The organism is Pseudomonas sp. S3_A03 (assembly GCF_054668275.1).
On the sequence record NZ_CP162753.1, the window covers coordinates 1,222,590 to 1,237,741 of the forward strand.

A 15,152-nucleotide genomic window follows, 5' to 3' on the forward strand; every position below is an offset into this window, starting at 1 on the left:
TATGTAACTACATACTACATATTACAGTACCAAATCGACGGAGACCCCATGGCACGCGGCGGAATAAACAAAGCAGTGGTTCAAGCGGCACGCCTGGCGATCCTCGCTCGCGGCGAAAACCCCAGCATTGATGCTGTACGCATCGAGATGGGCAATACCGGCTCGAAAACAACGATCCACCGCTACTTGAAAGAGCTGGACGACAGCGAAACCCGCCTGACCATCGCTCAAGCCCCGATTGACGATGAGCTGGCTGAGTTGGTCGCGCGTCTGTCCCAGCGCCTGAAAGAGAAGGCCCAAGAGCCGATTGACCTAGCTCTGTCGCAGTTCGAACAACAAAAAACCGCCCTGCTCGCCCAGCTGAAATCGCTTGAAGAGACCCACGGCCAGCTGCAGCAACAATTCGATATCCAGGGTGCGGCGCTTGCGGAAGAAAGTGCCGCTCTGCAAACCGCCCGAACCAGCCTGCAGATCGAACAAACCCGTAACGCCGGACTAAGCCAGGCGTGCAGCGATTACGAATTGCGCATTAATGACAAGGACGAACAGATCCGTTCGCTGGAAGATAAGCACCTACACGCCCGCGAAGCGCTTGAACACTATCGCAACGCAATCAAGGAACAGCGCGAGCAGGAGCAGCGGCGCCACGAAGGCCAGTTGCAGCAGATACAGGCAGAACTGCGCCAAGCCCAGCAAAGCGCAATGGTGCGCCAGGATGAGATCACCCAGTTGCATCGCGACAACGAGCGACTGCTGATCGAGCACCGGGTAACCACCAAGGAGTTGGCGACGCTGCAAGAGCAAGTGCGCAAGGACCAGGCCCAGCAACTTAAGCTGAGCGAACAGGTAAGCAAGATCGACGGCGAACGCACCCTGCTGCAGGAGCGCCTGCGGGTTGCAACCATGCAAAGCGAGTCAGGCCAGCACGCGCTGAGTGAGCTTCAGCAGGCCAACAAAGCGCTGGAGCTGGACCTTATCAAGGCCCAGGCCAGTATCGAGGCATTGCGCCTGGCGGCCGTCGTTGCAACGGCGCCAGAGGCAACACCTGAAACCTGATCAGTGCGCCACAGGTGTGCGCATGGTGACAAACTCTTCCGCCGCCGTGGGGTGCACGCCGATGGTGTCATCGAAATGCTGCTTGGTCGCGCCCGCCTTGAGCGCGATCGCCAGGCCCTGGACGATCTCACCGGCATCCGGGCCGACCATATGGCAGCCCAGCACTTTGTCGGTGTCGGCATCGACCACCAGTTTCATCAAGGTCTTTTCCTGGCAGTCCGTGAGGGTCAGTTTCATCGGCCGGAAACGGCTCTCGAAGATCTGCACCTTGTGGCCCTTCTCTTTCGCCTCTTCTTCAGTCAGGCCCACCGTACCAATATTGGGCAGGCTGAACACCGCCGTGGGGATCATCGTGTAATCCACCGGGCGATACTGCTCTGGCTTGAACAAACGACGCGCCACAGCCATGCCTTCAGCCAGGGCAATCGGCGTTAACTGCACGCGACCGATCACATCGCCGATAGCCAGGATGGACGACTCGGCGGTCTGGTACAGGTCGTCCACTTCGACGAAGCCACGCTTGTCGAGTTTCACGCCCGTGTTCTCCAGCCCAAGGTTGTCCAGCATCGGGCGACGGCCAGTGGCATAGAACACACAATCGGCCTCCAGCACGCGACCGTCTTTGAGCGTGGCCTTGAGGCTGCCATCCGTTTGCTTGTCGATGCGCTCGATGTCGGCATTGAATTGCAGGTCCAGGCCACGCTTGGTCAGCTCTTCTTTTAGATGGGTGCGCACCGAACCGTCGAAGCCACGCAGGAACAGGTCGCCGCGATACAGCAATGAAGTCTGGGCGCCCAACCCGTGGAAAATACCGGCAAACTCGACAGCGATGTAACCACCACCAACTACCAACACGCGCTTGGGCAGCGTTTTGAGGAAAAATGCCTCATTGGAGCCGATGGCATGTTCACGCCCTGGAATCTCCGGAATCTGCGGCCAGCCGCCGGTGGCGATCAGAATATGCTTGGCGGTAAAGCGTTCGCCATTGACCTCAACTTGATGCGCATCAACAAGCCGTGCATGCCCTTCATGCAGCGTTACGCCACTGTTAACCAGCAGGTTGCGGTAGATCCCATTAAGGCGATTGATTTCGCGATCCTTGTTGGCAATCAGCGTAGCCCAGTCAAAATTCGCCTCGCCCAGCGACCAACCGAAGCCGCTGGCTTGCTCGAAATCTTCGGCAAAATGCGCGCCGTACACCAACAGCTTTTTCGGCACGCAGCCGACGTTGACGCAAGTACCGCCCAGGTAGCGGCTTTCGGCCACAGCCACCTTGGCACCAAAGCCGGCGGCAAAGCGCGCCGCGCGAACACCGCCGGAACCGGCACCAATTACATACAAGTCAAAATCGTAGGCCATTTCACTCTCCTCGGCAGGCCGTCAGCATACCGACTTACATAGCGCTGAAAAACGAAAAAGCCACCCGAAGGTGGCTTTCTCTTACAAACGCATGGGCAAGCGTGAATCAATAAGCCTTGCCAGTCTTGTAGAAGTGCTCGTAGCAGAAGTTGGTGGCTTCGATGTAGCCTTCAGCGCCGCCGCAGTCGAAACGCTGGCCCTTGAACTTGTAGGCAATCACACAGCCGTCTTTGGCTTGCTTCAACAGGGCGTCGGTGATCTGGATCTCGCCGCCTTTGCCTGGCTCGGTTTCTTCGATCAGCTTGAAAATGTCTGGAGTCAGGATGTAACGACCAATGATCGCCAGGTTTGACGGAGCATCTTCGGGCGCAGGTTTTTCAACCATGTCACGCACGCGGATCAGGCCATCACCAATGTCGTCACCGGCGATAACGCCGTATTTGTTGGTTTCGGTCGGGTTCACTTCCATGACCGCAACGATCGTGCAGCGGTATTTCTGATACAGCTTGACCATCTGGGTCAGTACGCCATCACCTTCCAGGTTAACGCACAGGTCATCCGCCAGTACCACAGCGAACGGTTCGTCACCGATCAGCGGTCGGCCGGTAAGAATCGCGTGGCCAAGGCCTTTCATCTGGGTCTGACGAGTGTAGGAGAACGAGCACTCGTCGAGCAGCTTACGGATGCCGACCAGGTATTTTTCCTTGTCGGTGCCCTTGATCTGGTTTTCCAGCTCGTAGCTGATGTCGAAGTGGTCTTCCAGCGCGCGCTTACCACGGCCGGTGACGATGGAAATTTCGTTCAGACCGGCATCCAGAGCTTCTTCCACGCCGTACTGAATCAGTGGCTTGTTCACCACCGGCAGCATTTCTTTGGGCATGGCCTTGGTCGCTGGCAAGAAGCGAGTGCCGTAACCGGCTGCTGGGAACAAGCATTTCTTGATCATATGGGTCCTTACAAAGGGCTGTGCGTACGAAATTCGGCGCAGTCTAATCAGGCCGCAGCCACCTTACAATGGCAGCTGCTGGCGTTGCGATGTCATCATAGAGAAAAAATGTCAGCGTAAGTTCCACTTATCTTACAAAGACCTTCCTACCGCCTTGGCAAAAATTGCCGGTCACGCATCATTTCCATGGTAAGCCGTCTTTTTAGCACGCTTTTTCAGCCGGAACACTGACTTGGAATAACTTACGCGGCTTCGTGAGATTTGGCGCTATCATTAGGCCCTTGAATCAGACCAGACGAGATTGTTAATAGATGTCAGAACCAAAAGGCGTGAACGGCTACCTGATCACCAAGCGAGCGGACGGCTGGCACCTGATCAACTTTCACGGAGACAGCGTCGCTGGCGTTTTCGAGACAGAAAGCATGGCGATAGCGGTAGCCGAAGTGTTCGTGGATGAAGCCGGCCACGCGTCGAGCAAGCGACCGAAGGGCAAATAAGTCTTCAGCCCCCGCGCAACAAGCCCCGTTTGACGGGGCTTTTTTTGTATCACTCTGTACCTTGATGGCAGTTCGCTATAACCTGCCGAAAACGCCCCACGATAGTGTCAGCGCCTTCCCACACCCTCGACGACGAACACCTATGAACAAACTCCTGGCACTGACAGCGGTTCTGGCACTCGCCGGCTGCACCACCACTTCCGATGTTTACCTGAAAAACGGCGAGCAAGGCCTGACCATCGATTGCTCCGGCGAAGCCAATTCCTGGGCCAGTTGCTACGAAAAAGCCGATGCCTCTTGCGCCGGCACCGGCTATCGCATTGTCGGCACCGAGGGCACGCCATCGCTTAAAGAAAGCGACAAGACCCTGGGCCAGGATGTGGGCAACTACAAAAGTCGCAGTGTGGTGGTGGTCTGCAAGTAACCCTCGCCTACAAGTGAATCTCGGCAAATTTGATACCCAGCTCCCGAAGTAGCTCGGTCAGCTCGTCAAGGCTGGCAAAAGACTCGACTTCGTCTTGCTCGTCCACCAGGAAAAAGCTGCGCCCGCCACTTTTCTTGAAGAACACGATCCACTCACCGAGGTGGGCAGGGTTCTGGATGACATGGGTAGCCGAGATTTCACCCTCGGCATGGCGGGCTTTGACGTGTTCACGCTTCATATCTGGTTTTTCCACGACGGCATCAGCCGGAAATGCACTCTTCCCCGGCTTTTTTCACATCGCCCGGGCGGATCGGCACGTTGGACATGCTCTCGTAAAGCTTGATACTGCTGCCACTGGAGCGCTCGTCAATCTCGAAAATGGCCGAAGGGTCGGCCGAAAATTTCTGCGGCACGATCACGCGCACACCTTCTTTGTGCGGTTCGATCTGCGGCGGACGGCGGGTAGCCGATAATTTCTGTATCACACACGCGGCGTATTCCTGGGGCTTCTTCCCGGAAATGACGGCCAACGTCGGCGGGGTCTGCTTGATATCTGCAACCGAAGCACACCCACCTATCGCCAAGGCCAGCACCAACACACTCCACTTCATACAAAACCTCCAATAAAGACCCTACGACAGCGGGGATGGTAATTTTCTCCCGCACACGTAGGATTTATCCCTGATAACTCGGTAAATAACTGTTTTAAATTGTCGACGTCATTGCAGACGGGCCGATAATAAACGCGCTGGGGCTGATAAACTCCATCTTAACCTACGTATCGTTCTGATTTTTCAGAAAAAGCCCTTCTGGAGACACCCTCATGAAATTCATCCACCAGCGCGAGCACCTCAACGAGGGAGATATCGTCGTCATCGAATGCTCGCAAACCTGCAATATCCGCCTGATGAGCGATGCGAACTTTCGCAGCTTCAAGAATGGCGGTCGCCACACTTACCACGGCGGTGCGTTCGACAAGTTTCCCGCCAAGATCACCGCGCCCAGCACCGGGTTCTGGAATATCACTCTGGACGTGGTCACGCGTCGGGCGATCAGCGTCACCCGCAAGCCTGCGTTGTCCCACAAGATTCGTATCGTTCGTCGTACCAGCACCAAGCTGAGCTGATCCGAACGCGCCATAGGAAATAGCCGTGACTGCCACTACCAAATATGTAATCAAGTACAAACTCAACGGCGAACGCCGTTTTGAGTTCGCCCAACTGACGAGCAATAGCCTGGAAGAAGCCAAGCAAGCCTTGGCGAAAATCCACGATGCCAGCGATGAAATCACTGACATCACCGTGAGTAAGGCGTTGTAAGGCATGCCCGGCCCCACTGCCGATCTGTTCGCCGACGACGCCCTGCAACAACCCGCCGGGCGCGAGCAAATCGGCGAACAGTCCTACGTGCTACGGGCTTACGCCCTGCCCTGGGTTGAGCGGCTTCTACCTGAGCTACGCCGCGTGCTGGCTCAATCCCCGTTTCGGCAAATGGTCACTCCGGGCGGCTTTACCATGTCGGCTGCGTTGAGTAGCTGTGGAGAACTGGGCTGGACCACCGATACCAGAGGCTACCGCTACAGCCCGCTGGACCCGCGCAGCCAGCAACCCTGGCCGGCCCTGCCCGACGCATTGCGCGAACTGGCGGTGCTGGCGGCAGCCGACGCCGGCTTCAACGATTTCGCCCCGGATGCCTGCTTGATCAACCGCTATGTCCCCGGCGCGAAAATGTCCCTGCACCAGGACAGGAACGAACGAGACTACAGCGCGCCAGTCGTGTCGGTGTCCCTCGGGCTGCCGGCAGTTTTTCTGTTTGGCGGCCATGCGCGTAGTGACAAGCCGCAAAAGATTTCATTGTTTCATGGCGATGTGGTGGTGTGGGGCGGGGTTGATCGCCTGCGTTTTCATGGCGTAATGCCCATCAAGGAGGGCGTGCACCCCCGCATGGGACGGCAACGCATCAACCTCACCTTGCGCACCGCCGGCTGATTTGAGCGCAAGCTTCGGAGTGCCAGGTTTTTACGAGGCGGCTAATCTGCCCAGGACCTGTAACGAGTGCCTGCCATGACTACCGAACAAGATCCACGCTGGGCTGCGATCCTCACCCGCGACCCCAAGGCCGATACGCTGTTCGTCTACGGTGTGAAAACCACCGGCGTGTACTGTCGCCCCAGCAGTGCTTCGCGTTTGCCGCGCCCGGAAAATATCGAGTTTTTCGACACTCCCGCCCAAGCCGAAGCGGCAGGCTATCGGCCCAGTAAGCGTGCCGTCGGCGACCAGACCCAGCGGGCAGCGCAGCATGCGCAACGGGTGGCCATGGCCTGCCGCCATATCGAGCAGGCCGACACCCCGCTCAGCCTTGATGCCCTGGCCAAGTTGGCGGGCCTGAGCCCGTTTCACTTCCACCGTGTATTCAAGGCAGTCACGGGGCTGACGCCCAAGGCTTACGCCAGCGCACACCGCTCACGCAAAGTGCGCGCCGGGCTCAAGGGCCAACATACGGTGACCGATGCGCTGTATGACGCAGGCTTCAATTCCAACAGTCGTTTTTATGCCTCGGCCGATCAGTTGCTGGGCATGAAACCCAGCGATTACAGGGCCGGCGGCGCCCAAAACGAGATTGTGTTCGCGGTGGGCCAATGTTCGCTGGGGGCGATCCTGGTGGCACAGAGCGCCCGCGGCGTGTGTGCGATCCTGCTGGGAGATGACCCCGAGCAACTGGTGCGCGAACTGCAGGACCAATTCCCCAAGGCCGACCTGGTGGGCGCCGACCGCCGCTTCGAACAGTTGATCGCGCAGGTGGTGGGTTTTATCGAAGCGCCCGCCCTGGGCCTGGACCTGCCGCTGGATGTGCGCGGCACCGCGTTTCAGGAGCGGGTATGGCAAGCCTTGCGCGAAATTCCGCTGGGCAGCACGGCCAGCTATGCGCAAATCGCCGAAAAGATCGGCGCACCCACGTCGTTTCGCGCGGTGGCCCAGGCCTGCGGAGCCAACCGCCTGGCAGTGGCAATCCCGTGTCATCGCGTGGTGCGCAGCAACGGTGATGTGTCGGGCTACCGCTGGGGGGTGGAACGCAAGCGCCAATTGCTGGAGCGCGAACGCGGCGATTGAACCGCACGAAAAGCCTGCGTCGTCCAGTGAATAAAACAGACTGGCCGCGCAGCGATGGCCCTGCTAAAACAGCGAAAAAACCGACTAACGCTGGAGACGCATCACATGGGCACCTGGCCAGACACGCGCATTCTCGACCTGCTGGGTATCGAGGTCCCTATCATCCAGGCCCCCATGGCCGTTGGCACCACCCCCGCCATGGTAATCGCCGCCAACCGTGCTGGCGCTCTGGGTTCCATGCCGGCTGCCGCGCTGAGTATTGAACAACTGCGTGACGCGCTGACCACCATCCGCCAGGCCAGCGATCGACCGATCAACGTCAATTTTTCTGCCATCAACCGCCTTCCGTTGACGACGCGCGGGACCAACGCTGGAAAGCGCTGCTGGAACCGTACTACCGCGAATTGGGCGCCGATTTTGATGCGCCAACGCCGGTGTCCAACCGCGCGCCGTTCAACGATGCCGCCTGCCAGGTCGTCGAAGAGTTTCGCCCTGAGGTCGTCAGCTTTCACTTTGGCCTGCCGGAAAAATCCCTGCTGGAGCGGGTAAAAGCCACGGGCGCCAAGGTGCTGTCCTCTGCCACCACTGTGGAAGAGGCGGTCTGGCTGCAAGCCCATGGCTGCGACGCAATCATCGCCATGGGCATCGAAGCGGGCGGGCATCGCGGCTTGTTTCTCAGCGACGATCTCAATACGCAGATCGGCTTGTTCGCCCTGCTACCCCAGGTTGTGGACGCCGTGAGCGTACCGGTGATCGCCGCCGGCGGTATCGGCGATGCACGCGGGATCGTCGCGGCGTTCGCCCTGGGTGCTTCGGCCGTGCAGATCGGCACTGCATACCTGTTCACCCCCGAAGCGAATGTAACCGCCGCCCATCACCATGCGTTGCGCCACGCCCAGGCCAGCGAAACTGCACTCACCAACCTGTTCACTGGCCGCCCGGCGCGGGGCATCGTCAACCGGCTGATGCGTGAATTGGGTGCGATCAATCCGGCGGCGCCGGCATTTCCCAAGGCCGGCGGAGCGTTGATGCCGCTCAAGGCCAAGGATGAAGCGGGTTTCAGCAACCTCTGGTCGGGCCAGGCACTGCGCCTGGGCAAGGACCTGGCCACCTATGAGCTGACCCGCGAGTTGGCCGAACAAGCCCTGGCCAAACTCACGTAACCCAGCCACCTGCGGCAACATTGCGCTGTACCGGCAAAGGCCAACCGCTATATATTCGCGTACATAGCGGTTAGCCCTTCTACCCACCTGCCGTACATCCCAAGGAGCTGCTCCATGATGATTCACGCCTCACGCCTGGCCGTGCTGGTCGCCGCGTTCGCGGCCGGCTCGGCCAGCGCCGATGAAGTCCAGGTGGCCGTGGCCGCCAACTTCACCGCGCCGATCCAGGCGATTGCCGCCGACTTCCAGAAGGACACCGGCCACACGCTGGTCGCGGCCTATGGTGCTACCGGGCAGTTTTACACGCAGATCAAAAACGGCGCGCCGTTCGAGGTGTTCCTGAGCGCCGACGACGCCACCCCGAAAAAACTCGAAGACGAAGGCGCCACCGTCAAGGGCTCGCGCTTTACTTATGCCGTGGGCACGTTGGCGCTGTGGTCGGCTAAAGAAGGCTATGTAGACGCCAACGGTGAGGTCTTGAAGAAAAATGACTTCAAGCACCTGTCCATCGCCAACCCGAAAGCCGCGCCGTACGGCCTGGCCGCGACCCAAGTTGTGGCCAAAGAAGGCCTGACCGAGCAGGTCAAGGCCAAGCTGGTTGAAGGCCAGAACATCACCCAGGCCTATCAGTTCGTGTCTACCGGTAACGCCGAGTTGGGGTTCGTGGCCTTGTCGCAGATCTACAAAGACGGCAAAGTCAGCCGCGGCTCTGCATGGATCGTCCCCGCCTCCATGCACGACCCGATCAAACAGGACGCGGTGATCCTCAACAAAGGCAAAGACAGCGCCGCTGCCAAAGCGCTGGTTGAATACCTCAAAGGTCCCAAAGCCGCGGCGGTTATCAAATCCTACGGTTACGAGTTATAAATGCCGCTATCGAGTGCCGATTTTTCCGCCATCTGGTTGACCATCAAACTGGCTTCGCTGACCACAGTGATCCTCTTGGTCATCGGCACTCCGATTGCCCTGTGGCTGTCGCGCACCCGCTCGTGGTGGCGTGGCCCCATCGGCGCGATCGTCGCCCTGCCACTGGTGCTGCCACCTACGGTGATTGGCTTTTATCTGCTGCTGACCATGGGCCCAAACGGTTACGTCGGCCAGTTCACTCAGTGGCTGGGGCTGGGCACCCTCACCTTCAGCTTCACCGGTTTGGTGATCGGCTCAGTGATCTATTCGATGCCGTTTGTGGTGCAGCCGTTGCAAAACGCCTTCAGCGCCATCGGCACTCGCCCGTTGGAAGTGGCCGCGACCTTGCGCGCCAATCCCTGGGACACCTTCTTTACCGTCATTTTGCCACTGGCACGCCCAGGGTTTATCACCGCGGCCATCCTCGGGTTCGCCCATACGGTCGGTGAGTTCGGCGTGGTATTGATGATCGGCGGCAATATTCCGGACAGGACCCGCGTGGTCTCGGTGCAGATCTACGACCATGTCGAAGCCATGGAATATGCCCAGGCTCATTGGCTTGCCGGGGCCATGCTGGTGTTTGCGTTTCTTGTGTTGCTGGCGCTGTACTCCAGCCGTAAAACCAGGATGGGCTGGAACTGATGTCGACGATTGACGTACGCCTGCAACTCAAATACCCCGACTTCGCCCTAGAGGTCGACCTGCATCTGCCGGGGCGCGGCGTGACGGCGTTGTACGGGCACTCCGGCTCCGGCAAAACCACCTGCCTGCGCTGCATCGCCGGGCTTGCGCGTGCGCACGACGGTTTTATCCAGGTCAACGATGAGGTCTGGCAGGACAGCCGCAGCGGGTTATTCGTGGCCCCGCATAAACGCGCCCTGGGCTACGTGTTCCAGGAAGCCAGCCTGTTCCCGCATCTGTCGGTGCGCGCCAACCTGGAATTCGGCCTCAAGCGCATCCCCCGCCAGCAGCGCCGCGTGGACATGGCCCAAGCCACCGAGCTCTTGGGCATCGGCCATCTGCTGGAGCGCAACCCCTTGTTCCTCTCCGGCGGTGAACGCCAGCGCGTCGGTATCGCCCGGGCTTTGCTCACCAGCCCAACACTGCTGCTGATGGATGAACCGCTGGCCGCCCTCGACAGCCAGCGCAAGGGCGAGATCCTGCCATATCTGGAGCGCCTGCACGATGAACTGGATATTCCCGTGCTGTACGTCAGCCACGCCCAGGATGAAGTGGCGCGCCTGGCCGATCACATCGTGCTGCTCAGCGCCGGCAAGGCCCTGGCCAGCGGCCCCATCGGCGAGACCCTGGCGCGGCTCGACCTGCCGCTGGCACGGGGCGACGACGCCGGTGTGGTGATCAACGGCACCGTCAGCGCCTATGACGCGCATTATCAACTGCTGACGCTGCAACTGCCTGGCAGCGCCCTGCCAATGCGCATCGCTCATGCGCCATTGGCCGTCGGCAAAGCGTTGCGGGTCAAGGTGCAGGCGCGGGACGTGAGCCTGAGCCTGCAGGCCGAAGAACACAGCAGCATCCTCAACCGCTTGCCGGTGACGGTGACCGACGAAATAGCCGCGGACAACAGCGCCCATGTGCTGGTACGCCTGGAGGCTGCCGGCACGCCATTGCTGGCACGTATCACGCGCTTCTCCCGCGATCAGTTGCAACTGCACCCGGGCCAGGCGTTGTGGGCGCAAATCAAGGCGGTCGCCGTGCTCGCATAACTATTTGGCACGACCGCACAGGGCTGCGGTCAATCAGACATACCGGCCTGATGTGTTGCCAAGGAACCCGCCCATGCCCGACTCTGCGTTGCCCGCCGATCTACCCCGCGATTTGCATTACGTTGACGACACCCAGCCCGGTATCCGCCGCAAGAAAGTACGCGGCAAGTTCCAGTATTTCGATGCCAAGGGTGAGCGCATCAACGACGCTGACCAAATCAAGCGTCTCAACGCCCTGGCCGTGCCCCCCGCCTACACCGATGTGTGGATCTGCGCCGACCCGCGCGGCCATCTGCAAGCCACCGGCCGCGACGCGCGTGGGCGTAAGCAATACCGCTATCACCCGCGCTGGCGTGAAGTGCGCGACAGCGATAAGTACTCGCGCCTGCAGGCGTTCGGCAAGGCGCTGCCCCCATTGCGCAAGCGGTTGCAAGCGCAACTGGCGGAACCCGGCTTTACCCGCGAGAAAGTCCTGGCCACGGTGGTGATGCTGCTGGACGCCACGTTGATCCGCGTCGGCAACACCCAGTACGCGCGCGACAACAAGTCCTACGGGTTGACCACCCTGCGCAACCGCCATGTGGGTATCAAGGGCAGCGAAATCAAGTTCCAGTTCCGTGGCAAGAGTGGCGTGGAGCATCAGGTCAGCGTCAGGGATCGGCGCCTGGCCACGGTGGTCCGGCGCTGCATGGAATTGCCGGGGCAGAACCTGTTCCAGTACCTGGATGAAGAGGGAGAGCGTCACACCGTCAGTTCCCACGATGTAAACGCCTACCTGCACAGCCTGACCGGCGCCGACTTCACCGCCAAGGATTACCGCACCTGGGCCGGTACCGCCATGGCGCTGGCGGTACTGCGCGAACTGCAATGGCAGCCCGAATCCGAAGCCAAGCGGCACGTGGTGGCGATGGTCAAGGACGTCGCCAGGCAACTGGGCAATACGCCGGCGGTGTGCCGCAAGTGTTATATCCACCCCGCCGTGCTAGAGCATTTCAGCCTGGGCGAGCTGTCGAAACTGCCCAAGCCGCGCAAGCGCAAGGGGCTCAAGGCCGAGGAAGTCGCGCTGGCCATGTTCCTTGAGCAGCTCGCCAAGGGACGTTAGGCAGTGCAACTTAAAGCTGTCTGAGATCATTGCGCACGTCAGCAAAGCGTCCTACCGTAGTGGCCGGATAATCTCACTTGAGGAGCACGGCCCATGCTGCCTTCGTCCCACAAGCCGTTCGCCAATGCCGCGCTTGCTCATCAACAGCGCTGGCGCGGTCGGGTCGGCTTGATGCTGGTGGCCAGCCTCTCGGTGCTGGCCGGCATGACCGACGCCATTGGCTTTATGGCCAGCGGTGACTTCGTGTCGTTCATGAGCGGTAACACCACGCGCCTGGCGGTGGCGATCAGCGCCGGTGATCTCGGTTTGACAGGACGCCTGCTGCTGCTGGTTGCCACCTTCGTTGTCGGCAATGCGTTGGGGGTGGTGGTCAGCCGCTTCGGGCGGCGGCATGCACTGCCATTGCTGCTGTGCATCGCCACATTGCTGTGCGCGGGCGCGCTGTGGCCGTTCGAGGATGCCTTGCCCGCTTTGCTGGCGGCAATCACGGCGATGGGTATGCTCAACGCGGCGGTGGAAGAGGTGAATGGTTTACCGGTGGGGCTGACCTACGTCACGGGGGCACTGTCGCGCTTTGGTCGTGGCCTGGGCCGCTGGATGCTGGGGGAGCGCCGCAACGGGTGGCGGGTGCAACTGATCCCGTGGGGCGGCATGTTTGTGGGCGCGGTGATCGGTGCGCTGTTGGAGCAGCAGATGGGCCTGAAGGCGTTGCTGGTCAGTGGCGTGTTGGCCGGGGCACTGGGGGTCTTGACACTGAAGATCCCCTCGGCGTTGGCATTTGGGGTTTATGCCGCGCTAGAAGAAGGATGCTCGCCCGACGTGCTGGCCTCGACGTCCGTGTACTGGTAAAGAGCCATTACCTCGGGCGAGCGGTGTGAATAATAAGCGAATGTCCGGCGGCTGTCGTGCCGGGCATTTCCGAATATGCCTAAGGCACGGGATTACAGGCAGGTCGCCAATGCGGCCAAACGACGCTTGGCGGGCATGCCGTCGGCAGCGGCGTAATACTTGACGGACGATCCGCTACCGGCGCTTTGCACGTCCACGAAGTAATCGCCGCCCGTGGTGTACACGGTAAAACCGCCCGCCCCGCTCGGCTCCTTGAAACCACCGGCGTCCACGCCAAACACGCTTTCATCCTGCCAGCCAAACTGAACGCACTCGGCAACCACCAGGGTGGTTTTATCCGACGCCAGGGTTTTGTAGGGCGTGCCCGCGCGCGCGTCTTTCATCTTCGAACCCGCGCAACCGGCCAGTGCTGCCAGTACCAATGCGCCCATGACCACCTTTCGCATGCCATCGCTTCCTTGAAAAAAACGCGACTGTACCATTGCAATGGCGTTGACTGCCGCCTGCATGAACTTTGTTTCACTGTGAAGGAAGAACTCACCACCTATAGTGGCCAGGCTCATTTTTAGAAGTCTTCCTTCTGCCCGCCCTCCCGCGGGCTTTTTTACGCCTGCGCGTCAGACCCACCAGCGAAACAGATAAAACAACGCCATGCTCAGCAGCACGGTAATCAACACACTGCGCGTCCAGTACATCAGGCCTATCGCGCAGATACCCGCCAGTAAATACGGATTGGCCGGGCTCAGGTTGAGCTGGTGATCGGGCAAAAAAATGATCGGTCCGCAGATCGCCGTGAGCATGCCCGGTACCGCAAACCCCAGAAACTCGCGCGCGCCGCGGTTGAGGCGCACCGGCAGGCGCGGCTCGATAAACAGGTAACGATTAAAAAACACCACCAGGCCCATGGCCACGATCATCAGATAAATCATGGCTGCCCGACTCCCAGTCGTTTGCAGGCAAACCCTGCGCTCATGCCCAGCACGCCGGACACCACCACCGCCGACTCCCAATGCAGATAACTCAGCCACACCGAACACAGCAGGGCCACGGCCACGCAGACCACCGTCGGCACATCGCGCACCACGGGCGTGATCAAGGCAATAAAGGTCGCGGCAATCGAGAACTCCAGGCCCAACTGGTCAAGCCCCGGAATGCTTTTACCCAGCACGATGCCGGCGAGGGTGAACAGGTTCCAGATGATATAGAACGTCAGGCCCACGCCCAATGCATACCAGCGGTTGAAGGTCTGGCGGTCAAAATGACTGACCAGCGCGAAGAATTCATCGGTGAGCAAAAAGCCCAGGCTCATGCGCCACCGGGTCTTGAGCGGCGAAAGAACCGGACGCAGGTGCATGCCGTAAAGCAAATGCTGGGAGGTCAGCAACAAGGTGGTGAGCACGATGGAAATCAGGCTGGCGCCGCTCTTGACCATGCCGATGGCTACCAACTGCGCCGCACCGGCAAACACGATGGCGGACAAGCCTTGGGCCTGCAGCGGGGTAAATTGCGCATCGATGGCCATGGAACCGGCGAGCAACCCCCAGGGCGCGCAGGCCAGGGACAGGGGGATAACGGCGATGGCGCCGCGAGCGAAGCCGTAATGAGGTAAGGCAGCAGGCATGGAAAACGACTCATCAACGAACAGTCGACGAGCATGCCAGCGCAAATAAAAGATGTCTTGAACGATCTTGCTCAGGCGAGTTTTACCGACACCTGCTCCACCGAATCACGCGCCTCACGCAGTTCATAGGCGTCCTGGTTGAGCCGGTGAATGGTATTGAGCAGGCGTTGACGCAACACTTCATCGGCGAGTTTCTCCACGGCGCGCATCAGGTCGAACGCCGCGGTTTCGTTATTTTCCGCGACGGAATCCAGGGTTTTGCGCAGGTTGCGAGTGGCTCGGGTCACGCGGGTCTTCCTTCATCAGCAATGGGCAGGCACTTTAGGACATTCATGTTTCAGTTTAATTTCAATCACTTGTGGTTGATTCGACGACCTTTGATCCACGTCAAC

At 59.9% G+C, this 15,152-nt stretch carries 19 protein-coding genes and 2 pseudogenes; 13 read left to right on the forward strand and 8 right to left on the reverse strand.

What is annotated here, in order from left to right; genetic code table 11:
- Window positions 1–48 precede the first annotated feature (48 nt).
- Window positions 49–1,056, forward strand: a complete 1,008-nt coding sequence (locus AB4O25_RS05295; RefSeq protein ID WP_065879045.1) for a DNA-binding protein — start codon at window positions 49–51, stop codon at window positions 1,054–1,056.
- On the opposite strand, the gene gorA is transcribed toward AB4O25_RS05295, so the two are convergent.
- A complete protein-coding gene (gene gorA / locus AB4O25_RS05300; RefSeq protein WP_460150615.1) occupies window positions 1,057–2,415 on the reverse strand; it encodes a glutathione-disulfide reductase in 1,359 nt (452 codons plus the stop codon).
- A gap of 106 nt (window positions 2,416–2,521) precedes the next feature.
- On the reverse strand, window positions 2,522–3,361 hold the full coding sequence (gene galU, locus AB4O25_RS05305; protein ID WP_003173830.1) for a UTP--glucose-1-phosphate uridylyltransferase GalU: 840 nt from the start codon (window positions 3,359–3,361) through the stop codon (window positions 2,522–2,524).
- 311 nt (window positions 3,362–3,672) lie between these two features.
- Between galU and AB4O25_RS05310 the strand changes: the two genes are divergently transcribed.
- Both AB4O25_RS05310 and AB4O25_RS05315 read left to right on the forward strand, forming a co-directional pair.
- The gene (locus AB4O25_RS05310; RefSeq protein ID WP_017528082.1) at window positions 3,673–3,858 is read left to right on the forward strand and encodes a hypothetical protein; all 186 of its coding nucleotides are present in this window, start codon (window positions 3,673–3,675) and stop codon (window positions 3,856–3,858) included.
- Between the two features lie 142 nt (window positions 3,859–4,000).
- On the forward strand, window positions 4,001–4,282 hold the full coding sequence (locus tag AB4O25_RS05315; RefSeq protein WP_017528083.1) for a hypothetical protein: 282 nt from the start codon (window positions 4,001–4,003) through the stop codon (window positions 4,280–4,282).
- 7 nt (window positions 4,283–4,289) lie between these two features.
- Here the strand turns inward: AB4O25_RS05315 and AB4O25_RS05320 are convergent, their stop codons facing one another.
- Both AB4O25_RS05320 and AB4O25_RS05325 read right to left on the reverse strand, forming a co-directional pair.
- Window positions 4,290–4,520: a hypothetical protein gene (locus AB4O25_RS05320; protein ID WP_017528084.1), complete on the reverse strand. Its 231-nt coding sequence runs from the start codon at window positions 4,518–4,520 to the stop codon at window positions 4,290–4,292.
- 22 nt (window positions 4,521–4,542) lie between these two features.
- The gene (locus tag AB4O25_RS05325; protein ID WP_017528085.1) at window positions 4,543–4,893 is read right to left on the reverse strand and encodes a hypothetical protein; all 351 of its coding nucleotides are present in this window, start codon (window positions 4,891–4,893) and stop codon (window positions 4,543–4,545) included.
- A gap of 212 nt (window positions 4,894–5,105) precedes the next feature.
- Here AB4O25_RS05325 and AB4O25_RS05330 point away from each other — a divergent pair, with 212 nt between their 5' ends.
- From AB4O25_RS05330 to AB4O25_RS05375, 10 genes and pseudogenes are all read left to right on the forward strand, one after another.
- Window positions 5,106–5,408, forward strand: coding sequence for a DUF1883 domain-containing protein (locus AB4O25_RS05330; protein ID WP_003173824.1), 303 nt, complete (start codon window positions 5,106–5,108; stop codon window positions 5,406–5,408).
- 25 nt (window positions 5,409–5,433) lie between these two features.
- Entirely contained in the window at window positions 5,434–5,601 is a 168-nt protein-coding gene (locus AB4O25_RS05335; RefSeq protein ID WP_017528086.1) for a hypothetical protein, read from the forward strand.
- A gap of 3 nt (window positions 5,602–5,604) precedes the next feature.
- Window positions 5,605–6,270, forward strand: coding sequence for a DNA oxidative demethylase AlkB (gene alkB / locus AB4O25_RS05340; RefSeq protein ID WP_460150616.1), 666 nt, complete (start codon window positions 5,605–5,607; stop codon window positions 6,268–6,270).
- Between the two features lie 75 nt (window positions 6,271–6,345).
- The gene (gene ada / locus AB4O25_RS05345; protein ID WP_460150617.1) at window positions 6,346–7,392 is read left to right on the forward strand and encodes a bifunctional DNA-binding transcriptional regulator/O6-methylguanine-DNA methyltransferase Ada; all 1,047 of its coding nucleotides are present in this window, start codon (window positions 6,346–6,348) and stop codon (window positions 7,390–7,392) included.
- A 105-nt stretch (window positions 7,393–7,497) separates the two neighbouring features.
- Window positions 7,498–8,555, forward strand: a pseudogene (locus AB4O25_RS05350) (NAD(P)H-dependent flavin oxidoreductase).
- Between the two features lie 114 nt (window positions 8,556–8,669).
- The gene (modA, locus tag AB4O25_RS05355; protein ID WP_065879042.1) at window positions 8,670–9,422 is read left to right on the forward strand and encodes a molybdate ABC transporter substrate-binding protein; all 753 of its coding nucleotides are present in this window, start codon (window positions 8,670–8,672) and stop codon (window positions 9,420–9,422) included.
- The gene (gene modB / locus AB4O25_RS05360) at window positions 9,423–10,103 is read left to right on the forward strand and encodes a molybdate ABC transporter permease subunit (RefSeq protein WP_065879041.1); all 681 of its coding nucleotides are present in this window, start codon (window positions 9,423–9,425) and stop codon (window positions 10,101–10,103) included.
- Complete coding sequence (gene modC, locus AB4O25_RS05365) at window positions 10,103–11,188, forward strand: molybdenum ABC transporter ATP-binding protein (RefSeq protein ID WP_017528092.1); 1,086 nt, start codon at window positions 10,103–10,105, stop codon at window positions 11,186–11,188. Before modB ends, modC begins: the two co-directional genes overlap by 1 nt.
- A gap of 73 nt (window positions 11,189–11,261) precedes the next feature.
- Window positions 11,262–12,290, forward strand: a complete 1,029-nt coding sequence (locus AB4O25_RS05370) for a DNA topoisomerase IB (protein ID WP_065879039.1) — start codon at window positions 11,262–11,264, stop codon at window positions 12,288–12,290.
- A gap of 93 nt (window positions 12,291–12,383) precedes the next feature.
- Window positions 12,384–13,089 (forward strand): annotated as a pseudogene (locus tag AB4O25_RS05375) (YoaK family protein).
- Window positions 13,090–13,231: 142 nt separating this feature from the next.
- On the opposite strand, the gene AB4O25_RS05380 reads toward AB4O25_RS05375, so the two are convergent.
- The 4 genes from AB4O25_RS05380 to AB4O25_RS05395 form a co-directional block, all read right to left on the reverse strand.
- Window positions 13,232–13,585 carry a hypothetical protein gene (locus tag AB4O25_RS05380; RefSeq protein ID WP_026067277.1) on the reverse strand — a complete coding sequence of 118 codons (354 nt, stop codon included), beginning with the start codon at window positions 13,583–13,585 and terminating at the stop codon, window positions 13,232–13,234.
- Window positions 13,586–13,756: 171 nt separating this feature from the next.
- Window positions 13,757–14,068: an AzlD domain-containing protein gene (locus AB4O25_RS05385; protein ID WP_065879038.1), complete on the reverse strand. Its 312-nt coding sequence runs from the start codon at window positions 14,066–14,068 to the stop codon at window positions 13,757–13,759.
- Window positions 14,065–14,760, reverse strand: coding sequence for an AzlC family ABC transporter permease (locus tag AB4O25_RS05390; RefSeq protein ID WP_116078746.1), 696 nt, complete (start codon window positions 14,758–14,760; stop codon window positions 14,065–14,067). Before AB4O25_RS05390 ends, AB4O25_RS05385 begins: the two co-directional genes overlap by 4 nt.
- Before the next feature lie 71 nt (window positions 14,761–14,831).
- Window positions 14,832–15,047: a hypothetical protein gene (locus AB4O25_RS05395; RefSeq protein WP_017528098.1), complete on the reverse strand. Its 216-nt coding sequence runs from the start codon at window positions 15,045–15,047 to the stop codon at window positions 14,832–14,834.
- Between the last annotated feature and the right edge of the window lie 105 nt (window positions 15,048–15,152).

Coding starts and splice junctions, on each gene's coding strand:
- AB4O25_RS05295 (WP_065879045.1), top strand. CDS start 49: ATGGCACGCGGCGGAATAAACAAAGCAGTGGTTCAAGCGGCACGCCTG.
- gorA (WP_460150615.1), bottom strand. CDS start 2,415: ATGGCCTACGATTTTGACTTGTATGTAATTGGTGCCGGTTCCGGCGGT.
- galU (WP_003173830.1), bottom strand. CDS start 3,361: ATGATCAAGAAATGCTTGTTCCCAGCAGCCGGTTACGGCACTCGCTTC.
- AB4O25_RS05310 (WP_017528082.1), top strand. CDS start 3,673: ATGTCAGAACCAAAAGGCGTGAACGGCTACCTGATCACCAAGCGAGCG.
- AB4O25_RS05315 (WP_017528083.1), top strand. CDS start 4,001: ATGAACAAACTCCTGGCACTGACAGCGGTTCTGGCACTCGCCGGCTGC.
- AB4O25_RS05320 (WP_017528084.1), bottom strand. CDS start 4,520: ATGAAGCGTGAACACGTCAAAGCCCGCCATGCCGAGGGTGAAATCTCG.
- AB4O25_RS05325 (WP_017528085.1), bottom strand. CDS start 4,893: ATGAAGTGGAGTGTGTTGGTGCTGGCCTTGGCGATAGGTGGGTGTGCT.
- AB4O25_RS05330 (WP_003173824.1), top strand. CDS start 5,106: ATGAAATTCATCCACCAGCGCGAGCACCTCAACGAGGGAGATATCGTC.
- alkB (WP_460150616.1), top strand. CDS start 5,605: ATGCCCGGCCCCACTGCCGATCTGTTCGCCGACGACGCCCTGCAACAA.
- ada (WP_460150617.1), top strand. CDS start 6,346: ATGACTACCGAACAAGATCCACGCTGGGCTGCGATCCTCACCCGCGAC.
- modA (WP_065879042.1), top strand. CDS start 8,670: ATGATGATTCACGCCTCACGCCTGGCCGTGCTGGTCGCCGCGTTCGCG.
- modB (WP_065879041.1), top strand. CDS start 9,423: ATGCCGCTATCGAGTGCCGATTTTTCCGCCATCTGGTTGACCATCAAA.
- modC (WP_017528092.1), top strand. CDS start 10,103: ATGTCGACGATTGACGTACGCCTGCAACTCAAATACCCCGACTTCGCC.
- AB4O25_RS05370 (WP_065879039.1), top strand. CDS start 11,262: ATGCCCGACTCTGCGTTGCCCGCCGATCTACCCCGCGATTTGCATTAC.
- AB4O25_RS05380 (WP_026067277.1), bottom strand. CDS start 13,585: ATGCGAAAGGTGGTCATGGGCGCATTGGTACTGGCAGCACTGGCCGGT.
- AB4O25_RS05385 (WP_065879038.1), bottom strand. CDS start 14,068: ATGATTTATCTGATGATCGTGGCCATGGGCCTGGTGGTGTTTTTTAAT.
- AB4O25_RS05390 (WP_116078746.1), bottom strand. CDS start 14,760: ATGCCTGCTGCCTTACCTCATTACGGCTTCGCTCGCGGCGCCATCGCC.